This is a genomic window from Flavobacterium ardleyense (assembly GCF_033547075.1).
GTDB lineage: Bacteria > Bacteroidota > Bacteroidia > Flavobacteriales > Flavobacteriaceae > Flavobacterium > Flavobacterium ardleyense_A.
On sequence record NZ_CP137891.1, the window covers coordinates 567,653 to 581,357 of the forward strand.

Genomic DNA, 13,705 nt, shown 5'->3' on the forward strand with positions numbered 1-13,705 from the left:
TAAATTTTTCCCTAAACTTGCTATTAATACGCGTCAACCGTACATGTATAAAGGCACTTTCTGATTTTAATAAAACTTTAGTTTTTTTAAAATGTTAATAGTCCGTAGATTAGCCTTATCAAATAAAGACCTATGAATAATCGATATGATTCCATAATAGAGGCACTTAGCAACGCAGGTTTTGTCAAATCGACCGCTGATACGCCTATTCGCGAACTCGATTTTAAAATTACAGAGTATAATCTTAATACTGATTTGAGTTTTAAATTTGAAAACGTTGCTGATTTCAAAGATTTTTTGCATTCGCAAAGCTCTACCGTGGACGAAGAGCGGGTAGACAACGCACTAAATGATCTGAATATTGATTCAAATCATTTTTTTTATGTGAACTTTTTCGAAAAAGACGCAACAAACCAGCAATAATTACAAAATACAATTTATGGCAAGTTTCCAAGAAATAATAAATAAAGACAATCCAGTACTAGTAGACTTCTTCGCCACTTGGTGCGGACCATGTCAAACTTTGGCTCCAATCTTAAGCGATGTAAAAGCTGAAATGGGAGAATCTCTAAACATCATTAAGATTGACGTAGATAAAAATCAAGCGGTAGCGGCAAAATTCCACGTTCGGGGAGTGCCGATGCTAATCCTTTTTAAGAACGGAAAAGAACTTTGGAAGCAATCAGGTGTGATGTCCAAAACCGAAATAATTAATAAAATAAAACCTTACATTTAAGTACCATGGCCACTAAAAATCGACCCAGGAATGCGAAATTTTCTAACAGGAAACTGTTTGTTATGCTCGCGACACTGTTCTTAGTTATGACGATGCTCGTTTCTTGCAACGCTCAGAAATCCATTTTCCCAAATACTGCAGATTCCGCAGCAGTAGCCAAAGTTCTTGACAATTGGCATCACTATGCTGCAACCACCAACTTCGAATCTTACTTTGATTTGATGACTCCCGAGGCGGTATTTATTGGCACAGATGCTACAGAGCACTGGTCAAAATCTGAATTCCAAAAATATGCACAACCACATTTCGCAAAAGGCAAAGCGTGGAATTTTACTAGCGTTCAAAGAACAATTTCCTTTAGCAAAGACCATCAAACTGCCTGGTTTGATGAGTTACTAGATACTCAAATGAAAATTTGCAGAGGCTCCGGCGTAATGCAAAAAGAAAATGGTCAATGGAAAATTGCACAATATGTACTTTCTATGACTGTGCCAAATGAAAATTCTGCCAAAGTAGTGGAAATAAAAACGCCTCAAGAAGAGGCGCTATTATCAAAACTTAAATCGAAAGATTAGTTTTTATTTCTTTAGATTTTCCAGCATAATGTTGGTCATTTCTGCCAAATCAAAATCGTGTTTCCATCCCCAATCTTCGCGAGCGCTGCTGTCGTCTATACTCGCTGGCCAAGAGTCCGCAATTTTTTGACGGAAATCAGGTTCGTATGTAATGGTGAAATCTGGAATGTGCTTCTTAATTTCTTCGGCAATTTCTTTTGGATCAAAGCTAATTGCCGCTAAGTTATAAGAGGAACGGATCTTAATTTTCTCTGCCGGAGCTTCCATAATTTCGATTGTTGCTCTAATAGCATCATCCATATACATCATCGGCATTGTAGTTTCCTCTTTCAAGAAACACTCATAAGTGCCATCGCTTAAAGCTTTGTGGTAAATATCTACAGCATAATCTGTAGTTCCACCGCCAGGCAAAGTCGTGTAGCTAATAAGTCCAGGATATCTGATACTTCGTACGTCTACGCCAAAAATATTGTGGTAATATTCGCACCATCTTTCTCCAGATTGCTTGCTAATTCCGTAAACCGTCGTTGGCTCAGCAATTGTGAATTGTGGTGTTTGATTTTTTGGAGTAGTCGGTCCAAAAACTGCGATTGATGAAGGCCAGAATAATTTTTTAATTTTTCCCGCTTTCGCTAAATTTAAAACGTGGAAAAGTGAATTCATATTCAAATCCCAAGCAAATGCTGGATTTTTCTCCGCAGTTGCAGATAGCAGTGCCGCCATCAGATATACATCGGTTATTTCATACTTTTCAATAAGTGATTCGATTTGATTGAAGTCTAAAGCATTTAGAACTTCAAAAGGTCCGTCGTTTACTACTGGAACATTCAGTTTTCGTATATCCGAAGCTATAACATTATCAGTTCCATGAATACTTCTCAATTTTTGAGTTAGCTCAGTACCAATCTGCCCGCAGGCGCCAATTATTAATATTTTTGTAGACATATATCTTTAGGGTTTTCTGACTGCAAATATAAGATTTTAGAATTGTTGTAATTGGCTGAAAATCATAATATCTGTTAACAAATAATTCTCATAGCAGTTTTCAGATTACTAACTTGTACTTCGTAACTTTGCGTTCAAATTTTTCTTTTATGTCTCAACGTTTCAATTTAGTATTTATACTCATTTTTAGCATTTTGTCCTGTCAGGACGACACAGCAAAACGCGCTGCAGACAATGCTCGCGAGCTTAAAAAACAAGAGTTGGTTTTCAAAAATCTAAATGAGGCATGGAGTTTTAATACTCAAGCGCGCTCAGCTGCAGATAGAGAAGTTCTGGCAGTTTGGGATCAATGGCGCATTTTTGTGAATGAATTAGAACAAAAGCCCAAAAGTTCTGTAACTGCCTTTCGGCAAAAGGCAAAAACCTTGTCAACACGAGTTTTGCAATTGCAAGAAACAGTTCCGCCGGCATACAACCGGCCAGAAGTCCGAAGTAGAGTTACCGCCTTGATTACGAAAGTTAATGCTTTGAATCTTTACATGAATCTAAATGATATTCCTGAAAAAAAGGTGTTACAAAACATCAAAGAAGTCAACGATGAACTGGCTTCATTATCACGTCAACTTGAAGAAACAAAAATAAAAGATGCTATTCCTTTGGAGCAAGGCGAAGCAGATATGCTAAAATTGTTGGATACATCTCGCGCGATACCAAATTAAACTTAATACTATTTACTCTTGAGCAAAACAAGACTTTTTAATAAATACGAAGGCAATACAAAGGTTTCAAAGATCAGCGATGATTTACTAAAACCCCGACACAAGCTACATATCAAAGGTTTGATTGGCTCGTCATTGTCTTTTGTAACCCACGCACTTTACAAAAAAACGGAACTTCCATTTCTGCTTATTTTAGAAAATAAGGAAGAAGCTGCATATTATCTAAATGATTTGGAGCAGATGGCTGGCGAAAAAGATGTTCTTTTTTACCCAGGATCATACCGCCGACCTTATCAAATTGAGGAAACCGATAATGCTAACATTTTATTAAGAGCAGAAGTTCTTAACCGAATCAATTCTCGAAAAAGGCCTGCAATAATTGTTACTTATCCCGAAGCTTTATTCGAAAAAGTTATTACTCGAAAAGAACTTGACAGCAATACACTCAAAGTGGCGGTTGAAGATAAAATTTCGATGGAATTTATAAATGAAGTTCTTTTTGAATATGAATTTAAAAGAGTTGATTTTATTACCGAACCTGGAGAATTTTCGGTTCGTGGAGGAATTGTGGATGTGTTTTCGTTCTCGAATGAAAATCCTTACCGAATAGAATTTTTTGGAAATGAAGTTGATAGTATCAGAACTTTTGATGTAGAAACCCAACTTTCGATCGAAAAGAAGAAGAAAATTACGATTATTCCAAATGTCGAAAATAAATTCTTTAGAGATAAACGAGAATCTTTTCTAGATTATATTTCTGATAAGACTGCGATATTTATTCAGAACACCGAATCACTTCAAGCGCAATTAGACAAAATGTTTGAAAGAGCAATTGATGCTTTCGCTAAATTAGAAGGTGGAATTAAACACGTTTCTCCCGAAGAACTTTTCTCGGACAGCAAGTCTTTTATGCAAAAGGTTGAACTTTTCACGGTTGCTGAACTTGGTTCTAAAAGCTATTTAGAAACTAAAAGCACTTATGAATTTCTAATTCAGCCGCAGCCTTCTTTCAATAAGCAGTTTGATTTATTGCTGAACAATCTTAGCGACAATCACTTTAATGGAATTCGGAATTACCTTTTTTGCGCAAGCGAAAGTCAGGCGAAACGTTTTCACGACATATTCGCAACCCTAGACGAAGCCAACAAAGAAGATATTTCGAAACAATACGACACCATCGTTTTTCCTTTATATCAAGGATTTATCGATTTAGAAAATCAAGTTGCTTGCTATACAGATCATCAAATTTTTGAAAGATATCATAAATTTAATATTAAAAATAGCTATTCAAAAAAGCAAACGCTGACTTTAAAAGAACTGAATACGCTAGTTGTGGGCGATTATGTAACTCACATTGACCACGGAATTGGAAAATTTGGCGGACTTCAGAAAATTCAAGTTGAAGGAAAATTACAAGAAGCGATAAAATTGGTTTACGCCGATAATGATATTGTGTATGTGAGTATTCACTCATTGCATAAAATTGCAAAGTACAGCGGAAAAGACGGAACACCGCCAAAAATATACAAACTCGGATCGAATGCTTGGAAAGTTTTAAAACAAAAAACCAAAGCTCGAGTTCGACATATTGCCTTTAATTTGATTCAGCTTTACGCTAAAAGGAGGTTGGAAAAAGGTTTTCAATATAAACCAGATAGTTATTTACAGCTAGAATTAGAATCTAGCTTTATTTACGAAGACACTCCAGATCAGACAAAATCTACTCTGGATGTCAAAGCCGATATGGAAAGCGATCGCCCAATGGACCGATTGGTTTGTGGCGATGTTGGATTTGGTAAAACCGAAGTTGCAATGCGTGCAGCTTTCAAAGCGGTGGACAACGGCAAGCAGGTAGCGATTTTAGTTCCAACCACGATTTTAGCATATCAGCACTACCGTTCTTTTACCGAAAGGTTGAAAGATATGCCAGTGACAATTGGCTACGTAAACCGTTTCCGAACTGCCAAAGAAAAAGCAGAAACTCTAAAAGATCTAGCCGAAGGCAGACTTGATATTATTATTGGAACACATCAATTAGTCAGCAAGAATGTTGTCTTTAAGGACTTGGGATTGCTGATTGTGGATGAAGAACAGAAATTTGGTGTAAACGTAAAAGACAAATTAAAAACAATTGCCGCCAATGTTGATACACTCACATTAACCGCCACGCCAATTCCGCGAACACTTCAGTTTTCATTGATGGCGGCGCGAGATTTATCGATTATTTCCACGCCTCCTCCCAATCGTGTTCCGATTGAAACTCACGTAGTTTCGTTTAGCGAAGAAATAATTCGCGATGCGGTTTCCTATGAAATTCAGCGAAATGGTCAGGTTTTCTTCGTGCATAACCGCATTGAGAATATCAAAGAAGTTGCTGGAATGATTCAGCGACTTGTGCCCGACGCCCGCGTGGGAATTGGCCACGGACAGATGGATGGTAAGAAACTTGAGGAATTGATGGTTGCGTTTATGAATGGCGAATTTGACGTTCTTGTCGCAACTACGATCATCGAAAGTGGTTTGGACGTTCCGAATGCCAATACGATTTTTATTAATAATGCGAATAACTTCGGACTTTCGGATTTGCATCAAATGCGTGGTCGTGTAGGTAGAAGTAATAAGAAAGCTTTCTGTTATTTTATCACACCGCCTTATTCTGCAATGACCGAAGATGCACGGAAACGTATTCAGGCGCTAGAGCAATTTAGCGAATTGGGAAGCGGATTTAACATCGCGATGAAGGATTTGGAGATTCGTGGTGCCGGAGATTTATTAGGTGGAGAGCAAAGTGGTTTCATTAATGAAATCGGTTTTGAAACCTACCAAAAGATTATGAATGAGGCAATCGAAGAACTTAAAGAGAATGAATTCAAGGATCTTTACGACGAAGTAGAACCTCAAAATCAGAAGGAAAAAGAATATGTCAAAGACCTTCAGATAGATTCTGATTTCGAATTGTTGTTTCCAGACGATTATATAAACAACGTTTCTGAACGATTGAACCTTTACAATGAACTTAGCAATGTCAAGAACGAAGAGGAATTAATGGCTTATGAGCAGAAGCTTATCGACAGATTTGGACCTCTGCCAAAACCAGCAATTTCACTTCTTAATAGTATTCGAATCAAGTGGATTGCTACCAAAATTGGAATTGAGAAACTGGTAATGAAGCAAGGAAAAATGATTGGCTATTTTATCGCCGATCAGCAGTCGAGTTTTTATCAATCGGATAGATTCACTGAGATCCTACAATTTGTACAGCGCAATCCTACCTTGTGTAAGATGAAAGAAAAGCAGACATCGGGTGGATTGAAATTGTTGCTGACATTTGACAATGTTCGTTCTATAAGAAGAGCGCTGGAAGTGATGAATCAGCTTAAATTGTAATCATATTATAACATATATTGAAAAGCTTCAAGGGAACTTATTAATTAAGTTGTTTTGGAGCTTTTTCTTTGAACTTTTATATCAGTTTGATTCCCTTTTTGTATTAGCGTGTATACTTCAATATAGTGAATCCAGATTCGTCTAATTATTTTGATGGGCACGGACTGCAATTCCGCGATATCGTGACGTACTTTTGCATCTATAGGAAATTATGACTACGAACTCTTTTAAAACTCTTTTCCACTTTGCTGCTTGCGGGATTTCCGCTACAATCTGGGCTAGGGATTTTGGGGTTATTTCAAATAAAGATTTATCATAGAATAATCTCAAATTCCATTTGCTATAAATCGAGAATTATAGTTTATTTTAGTAGGCTGAGGGAAATTCTATTTTAACTCAAAAAAGGAAAAGAACATGCAGGAAATCATATTATATCAAGACGCCAACGGCAAAGTTAAAATTGTCGAGCTGTTTGGCGTGGATAGAATTGTGATAACAAAGCATCTTAAAAATATCTTTGTCACCAACGAATTTGAAAAGGATTCAGTATGTGCAAAAATTGCAGATACTGCTTAAGATGGTCAGAATAATATCAACTCTAAATTTATAATTCTTTCGTTAATATTTCAAAATTATGGATAAAACATATATAGATTGGATTGAAACACTTAAACTAAAAATCAGAGCAGCTCAGCTCAAAGCTAGTGTTGCGGTAAATGTGGAGATGATACTTTTGTATTGGGAAATCGGAAGGAGTATTATTCAGAAGCAAGACTCATTAGAATGGGGCAGCAAAGTCGTTGAGCAAATGGCAAAAGATTTGAAAAGAGAATTACCCGACACCAACGGTTTTTCTCGTACCAATTTATTTGCTATGCGCAGATTTTACTTATTTTATTCTGGAAATGAAATAGTCCACCAAGCTGGTGAACAATTAGAAAATCGCGATTTCACACCTGCCTTTCCAGCAAAAGTGATAAACACAGAAATAGTTCACCAAGTTGGTGAACTATTATCAAGAGAAAGTCTATTAGGAAAAATCCCTTGGCGACATCATATTGCTATTATGAGTAAATGCACTAATGTAGCAGAAGCTCAATTTTATATTAAGAAGACAATCGAAAATAATTGGAGTAGAAACATTTTAGAAATTCAATTGAATTCAAATTTAATTGATAGACAAGGGAAGGCTCAAAACAATTTCAATCTTACTCTTCCAAAACCTCTAAGCGATCTTGCCTACGAAACACTAAAAGATCCTTATAAATTTGATTTCTTGACATTAGAAACAGATGTTCAAGAGTTAGAACTTGAAAAAAATCTTACAGAAAATATTACAAAATTTTTATTGGAGTTGGGAAAAGGTTTTGCTTTTGTTGGCAGACAATATACTCTACAAATTGGGAACAAAGAGCGTAAACTCGATTTGCTTTTCTATCACATAAAAATGCATTGCTATGTTGTGATAGATTTAAAAATGGGAGAATTTGAACCAGAATATGCTGGTAAGATGAACTACTATCTTTCGGCAATAGATAAACTTCTAAAAACCGATCAAGACAATCCTAGCATTGGTATTATATTATGCAAATCCAAAGACAATTTGGAAGTAGAGTATGCATTACAAGACATGAAAAAACCAATGGGGATAAGTGAATTTACATTTAGTGAATTACCAAAGACTATTCAGAATAGTTTGCCTTCTATAGAAGAATTAGAAGCTGAACTGAATAGGATTCTATAGAAAATTGGAGCATATACTACCATTTGTAATGAAAGTTATTCTTAACAATTACTTCAAAATCGCCCAACCCGCGCGAAGGATGGGAACGGCATCCTTTGCTGCCTAAATAAATTTGAAATTTTAGAGAATTATTTCTAGCAGCAAAGATACAGTGGACAGCCTGACACGAGCCTACGAAATTTTGAATGTTAAACAAAAACCTCTGGCGAGTGGCGCGCCCAAAAGAAAATCCTACAACAAAAAACAGGCAGTCAATCGGAGATTTAAACTCTTCTTGACTGCCTGTTATTTAAGTTGTTAAACTAAAAATCGAATCTATAAAATCTTAATTTTTAAGAATTTTGAAATTTACTTCCTTACCTTCGAAATCCACTTTAAAGAAATAAGTTCCACTTGCAAATTGTGAAATATTCACTTTCGCATTTGTCGAATCTACAGCATTTGAGTACAATAACTGCCCTTGAATATTAAAAATTTTAAGAGCACTAATTGGAGTTTTACTACTAATATTCACAATTCCATTGCTTGGATTTGGATAATAAGTGAAGTCAATATTAGCGAAATTATTAACTCCTAATTCTTGTGTACAGTCAGTTAAAATCTTGAAACCTGCACCGTTTACTGCTTGATCTGAACTAAATTGTAAGGTTAGTGATCCATCTGTAGCAGTCGATTCATAAACTCCCGGAATTGTACTTCCTGTCAATCCTTGAGCGGTAAGAATTGGCGAGGCGATACTTGCTCCGTTGTAAATATATAGGTAATCGTAATCGTCTTCTAAGTCAAATTGTGTGAAGGTAAGTTTGACTTTGCTATTTGGCATATTCGGAATTAGCACTCGAACGTAGGATTCCATATCTCCGTAATTTGCAAATTGTCCACCGCTATCGTAGATGGTAGTTCCTTGGCAAATATTTGTAACATCTGTAACAAACATAAACGACCTACCAGATGCTACAAGCGATCCGCTGCAAATTGGCTTTACAATCACCTTGTAAAATGTATTTGGTAATAGATCCGTTAACGCGAGTGATGTACTACTAACTGTTGTAAAAACAGGAGTCGAGGTGCTATTATTTGGCTGCACTGCAACCTGCCATGGTCCTGTCGAAACTTCATCAAGCCACGTCACTAGCACACTTCCTGTTGTTTCTTGCTCAATATTAATCGACGAGACTGTATTGATGCACGTCGTAATACAATCTGTACCTAAACAAGTTCTACTGTTTACAGTATTCAGTATTGCGCTGGTAGGTTGTGGTCCAAAACCATTTGCGAAATTAATTCCAATACCACTCACTAAGTGGCAGTAACTCATTAAGGTTCCTTTTACAACTGTGTTGGGCAATAAAGGCGGACTTTGCAAGCAGCCATATCCTTCGGCTGTCGATCCAATAGCGTAAGGAGCACAATTGTCAATTGCCGTATTGTTGCCATTCCAAGCACAAGAATGTGTGTGACGTGAACCAAAAAGGTGGCCCATTTCGTGAGAAATTACCTGAACAGTCCATGAAAACGTTGGTACTGTCGAATAGCTAAAATTGACATCTGAATAACAAAAATTTGTCGATTTACAAAGTCCATTGATTGTAACTGCAACACCTCCAAGTCCTCCTGGATCGATACCAACAAGTTGTCCAAGATCACCATCAAAAACTGGTCGAACTTCATTAAATTGATATAAATAATCCGAAGAGCCGTCGCCTTCGTAAGGGTCTTGCTCTGTCCAAATAAAAATTGATTTTAGAGAAGTGGTGATTCCATCGTTTTCATATAACGTCTGTACATTATTAAAAACTCCAGTCATCCAATTTGCAGTTTCTTGAATGCTACTATTATTTGCTAAGTACAAATCATAGTCTATTTCAAAATACATTGTTACACACTTTGTACTTTGAATTCCTTTTGATTGCGGAATTTCTTGAGAGTCGTTGTGAGTATCTTCATCTTTCACAGCGCAGCTAAATTCATTCAAAACCTTTAATTTGCTATCAGAATACACGATATAATCTTCGGTATTTCCTTTGACATCAATTTTCGCAACCACAAGATTGTTGATCTCATCCGCAGAAACAATTCCCTGCATTTGATCTTTGAAAAAACTAAAAGCCGCTACTGCTGTGTTGTTTCCACGAATTGTTCCGCGGTAATGAACACCTGCTTCAAAAGCTACATTCACCGATTTGTCTGTGTCAACGTGAAAATTGTCCGCAAGTATTTCTTGTTTGTACAAGAGAACTTTGATTGATTTTCCGTTGTAAGGAATTTCAATTTCGATTGCAGGATATTTATTAGCTACAATTTGGTTAATTGAGTGCTTATTGATTTTTGCCATTGTCGCGCCATCTACAGCTTTTAAAATTGCACCTGTCGCGGGAGCCGGACTTGGAATAAGTACTTGAACATTTGTGAATTCGACATTGTTCCGCAGCATAGTGCTCACATTGTCGGCAATTTTATGTTGAGCAGAAACTACAAGCGCAGCAAACATCAACATAAGAGTAAAGATAAATCTCATAAAATATTTTATTAGGATTGTAAAAGTAATTCTAAATCATTCAGCATAAGCTAAAAGAATCTTTGATTTTTAGCATTTTAACTGTTAAAAATGATAGAAAGCATTCTCAAGATGCTCTAAATCATATTTTCCTCGATTTTTGTGCACCGCAATAATATCAAAACGCACTTCAAGTTCGAGTTCATTGCTGACTACATATTCATTTACGGCAGAAACTAGTAATTGGATTTTTTTTTGCTTCACAGCTTCTTGCGGAAGTCCAAAATCTATAGAAGATCGAGTTTTTACTTCAACAGCAACGAGCAGATCGCCAATTTGTGCAATAATATCAACCTCAGCCTTGCCAAAAGTATAATTCTTAGCAAGGATTTTGTATCCCTTTTTTTCGAGATGTTCGACCGCCAAAGCTTCGCCTATTTCGCCAAGTTCATTGTGCTCTGCCATATTTTTATAAAATTAAAAACCAGCATTATTATCGAAGAAATCTATTCAAAAACCACTGTACTTCCAGTTTCTGTAACTTTCATCGTAGCAGTTCGGCCCATTATTATCGCGCGATTGTCTTTAGTATGTCCAGCTGGAAAGTTATAGATAATCGGGAATTTATAATCCTTTAATACATCTTGAATAATGTGCAAAGCATCTTTTCCCCACGGAATATCGTTGTCATTCATACTGGTCATTCCGCCCACTAGTACTCCTTTAACATTTGCAAAATAGCCATTTCGTTTCATATTCATCAACATTCGGTCGATGTGGTAGAGATATTCGTCCAAATCTTCAATAAATAGAATTTTGTCTTTGCAATCAACTGCCGATTCCGATCCGAGAACGCTATAAATTACAGATAGATTTCCACCAACGATTTCAGCTTTTGCTGTGCCAAGTCTGTTTAATTCATCTTTAGGCATTTTATAAGAAAGTTTCTGTCCAAAGAGTGCATCGTGCAAAGTTCTTTTCGCTTCGTCTGTTGCACTTCGACTGCTTATCGCCATCATAGCATGGATAGTTTCGATATTCATATTGTTGATATGACTGTGCACCACGGTCACATCACTAAAACCAATAATCCATTTTGGATTCTTTTTGAAGTTTGCAAAATTGATTCTATCTACAATTCGCACCGTTCCATAGCCACCTTTTGCGGCCCAAATTGCTTTAATATTTGGATTATCAATCATTTCCTGAAAGTCAGTTGCGCGTTGCCAATCCGCTCCAGCAAGTTGATTTTCTTCTTTTCCGATGGTTTTTCCCAAAACTACTTTCAGACCCCAACTTTCCAAAAGCTGGATTGCTGGTTTTAGAGTTGCTTGATCTATTTTTCTGGCGGTTGCCAAAATTCCAACGGTGTCGCCCTTTTTTAGGTATGGTGGTGTTATCATTTTTTCCTGTGCTTGTATGCTTGTTGCAAATAAAAATACGAATGCGCCGATTAAAGCGCCGATTTTTATCGATCCAAAATTTCTCATTCTCAAAAGTAGCAATTCTCTAAATGACAAGATTGCAATTTTTGATAAAAGTTGAGTTTTGGGTGGCATTGCGAACTTTTTGTATTAAAAGTGAGAGAATTTTTTGGCTTTCGCCGAATATATTCTGGGTGAGTAAGAGTTTGAGGGCGCGGGGTTTTAATTTGTCTTCGGTTGAAGTACACCGCAAAAGTTGAAGCAATTAGTAAATGAAGTTTGTCACCACGTTATCTGGCGCTTGCCTGTGGCGAGTGCCTACTTACAATTGAAAATTATTCAAAGCGTCTGTGACGCGGGTGCTCCAAAAAAATTCGTTGATACAATCCGCGTAGCAAACGCTCTGTTTTCGACTTAGAAGAAAGTAGGTACTCGTTGCAACCGAGCAGCAGAAGACCTTGGCGTCCATTACGAAATTAATTAGTAACATTGAATTAGCACATTATAACAATCTTCTTTTATAAACTGTCGTCTTCTTATCACCAAATTTCTCGATAATTCCAATATTAACAGCTTTCTTTAAATCCCTACTCGCAGTTGCTGAGGACAAATCTTTGAAATAATTCATATAATCTTTTCTAGTAAAATCATTTCCACAATTTTCAGCGAAGATTTTAATTCTGTCGTCACTTGTGAGTTTTTTGGTAGAATTTTCTAGAAGTTCACTCAACGAACTATCAATAATACTCAACATATATTCTATAAACTTTGTTGATTTCCCCTCTTTATCTGAATCGGATAATGCTTTATAGTATGCTGATTGATTTTGTGAAATCAAAGTTTCAAAAGGCAAAAACTCAAATAGTGGATATTCATTCATTAAAATTAACGTTTGCCACAGCCTTCCCATTCGTCCGTTGCCATCCATAAAAGGATGGATAAATTCCATTTCGTAATGAAACACACAACTTTTGATTAAAGAGATTTCAGATTTATCTTTAAGATATTCAAATAAATCTTGCATTAAATAAGGAAGATTAGAATGTGGCGGTGCGATATGTTCAACTTCCAATCCTTTGATTATACCCACGCCTTTATTTCGATATTTACCAGCATTCTCAACAAGGCCTTTCATTAAAATTTTATGCGCTTTCAGAAAATCTTTTTCAGAATGATATTTAAAACGGTTCAAATTCTTGTAAACTTCCAATGCATTCAATACTTCTGCAATATCTTTTTGCGGCCCAATAATTCTTTTGTTTTCAAGAATTGCGGTAATTTGTTCTTCGGACAAAGAATTCCCTTCAATACTCAACGACGATTGAATTGTTTTAATTTGGTTTTGCTTTCTTAAACTAGGATTTGTCTTGACAAGATATGTTGCATTAACTTCTCCAATCTTTTCAGAGATTGAAGAAATATACTTAAGAATTGAAGTCGTGATTTCGTAAGGTGGTTTCATTTTGATAGTATCACGTGATAGTATCATATGATACTATCAAAAGTAAATAATTTATTGATTCGGTCAAATTTTCTCTCTCTTTTTCGGAAAGCATCTGCAAAAACCTTTATTCCAATCCCACTCAAAATCGTCTTTGTTCCCAACTCCCCTAGCCCGGAATGCAGCGAACCCGAGCGAAGCGAACTGGCGAAGCAAATCCCGGAGGCCCAAAAACTA

General features: G+C 36.4%; 12 protein-coding genes. 7 read left to right on the forward strand and 5 right to left on the reverse strand.

The annotated features are described in order from the left end of the window. Positions 1-132: 132 nt before the first annotated feature. The 3 genes from SBO79_RS02485 to SBO79_RS02495 all read left to right on the forward strand — a co-directional run bounded on the left by SBO79_RS02485 (position 133) and on the right by SBO79_RS02495 (position 1,311). Positions 133-423 carry a hypothetical protein gene (locus tag SBO79_RS02485; protein ID WP_318641555.1) on the forward strand — a complete coding sequence of 97 codons (291 nt, stop codon included), beginning with the start codon at positions 133-135 and terminating at the stop codon, positions 421-423. 16 nt (positions 424-439) lie between these two features. After that, positions 440-736, forward strand: a complete 297-nt coding sequence (trxA, locus tag SBO79_RS02490; RefSeq protein WP_318641557.1) for a thioredoxin — start codon at positions 440-442, stop codon at positions 734-736. Between the two features lie 62 nt (positions 737-798). Beyond that, a complete protein-coding gene (locus SBO79_RS02495) occupies positions 799-1,311 on the forward strand; it encodes a nuclear transport factor 2 family protein (RefSeq protein WP_318641558.1) in 513 nt (170 codons plus the stop codon). A 3-nt stretch (positions 1,312-1,314) separates the two neighbouring features. Here SBO79_RS02495 and SBO79_RS02500 read toward each other — a convergent pair whose 3' ends face one another. Then, positions 1,315-2,256 (reverse strand): L-threonine 3-dehydrogenase, encoded by a 942-nt coding sequence (locus SBO79_RS02500; RefSeq protein ID WP_318641559.1) that lies wholly within the window; start codon positions 2,254-2,256, stop codon positions 1,315-1,317. Positions 2,257-2,405: 149 nt separating this feature from the next. Between SBO79_RS02500 and SBO79_RS02505 the strand changes: the two genes are divergently transcribed. The 4 genes from SBO79_RS02505 (at position 2,406) to SBO79_RS02520 (ending at position 8,106) form a co-directional block, all read left to right on the forward strand. Then, the gene (locus SBO79_RS02505; protein ID WP_318641560.1) at positions 2,406-2,975 is read left to right on the forward strand and encodes a hypothetical protein; all 570 of its coding nucleotides are present in this window, start codon (positions 2,406-2,408) and stop codon (positions 2,973-2,975) included. Positions 2,976-3,047: 72 nt separating this feature from the next. Next, a complete protein-coding gene (gene mfd / locus SBO79_RS02510; RefSeq protein WP_318643398.1) occupies positions 3,048-6,362 on the forward strand; it encodes a transcription-repair coupling factor in 3,315 nt (1,104 codons plus the stop codon). Positions 6,363-6,776: 414 nt separating this feature from the next. Beyond that, on the forward strand, positions 6,777-6,938 hold the full coding sequence (locus tag SBO79_RS02515) for a virulence RhuM family protein (RefSeq protein WP_318641561.1): 162 nt from the start codon (positions 6,777-6,779) through the stop codon (positions 6,936-6,938). Positions 6,939-6,996: 58 nt separating this feature from the next. Beyond that, on the forward strand, positions 6,997-8,106 hold the full coding sequence (locus tag SBO79_RS02520) for a PDDEXK nuclease domain-containing protein (protein WP_318641562.1): 1,110 nt from the start codon (positions 6,997-6,999) through the stop codon (positions 8,104-8,106). Between the two features lie 325 nt (positions 8,107-8,431). Here SBO79_RS02520 and SBO79_RS02525 read toward each other — a convergent pair whose 3' ends face one another. The 4 genes from SBO79_RS02525 to SBO79_RS02540 all read right to left on the reverse strand — a co-directional run bounded on the left by SBO79_RS02525 (position 8,432) and on the right by SBO79_RS02540 (position 13,489). Further along, positions 8,432-10,624 carry a M12 family metallo-peptidase gene (locus SBO79_RS02525; RefSeq protein WP_318641563.1) on the reverse strand — a complete coding sequence of 731 codons (2,193 nt, stop codon included), beginning with the start codon at positions 10,622-10,624 and terminating at the stop codon, positions 8,432-8,434. An 84-nt stretch (positions 10,625-10,708) separates the two neighbouring features. Further along, the gene (locus tag SBO79_RS02530; RefSeq protein WP_318641564.1) at positions 10,709-11,068 is read right to left on the reverse strand and encodes a YraN family protein; all 360 of its coding nucleotides are present in this window, start codon (positions 11,066-11,068) and stop codon (positions 10,709-10,711) included. A gap of 41 nt (positions 11,069-11,109) precedes the next feature. Beyond that, complete coding sequence (locus SBO79_RS02535; RefSeq protein ID WP_318641565.1) at positions 11,110-12,162, reverse strand: S66 peptidase family protein; 1,053 nt, start codon at positions 12,160-12,162, stop codon at positions 11,110-11,112. Between the two features lie 367 nt (positions 12,163-12,529). Next, complete coding sequence (locus tag SBO79_RS02540) at positions 12,530-13,489, reverse strand: Fic family protein (protein WP_318643400.1); 960 nt, start codon at positions 13,487-13,489, stop codon at positions 12,530-12,532. Positions 13,490-13,705: the final 216 nt, after the last annotated feature.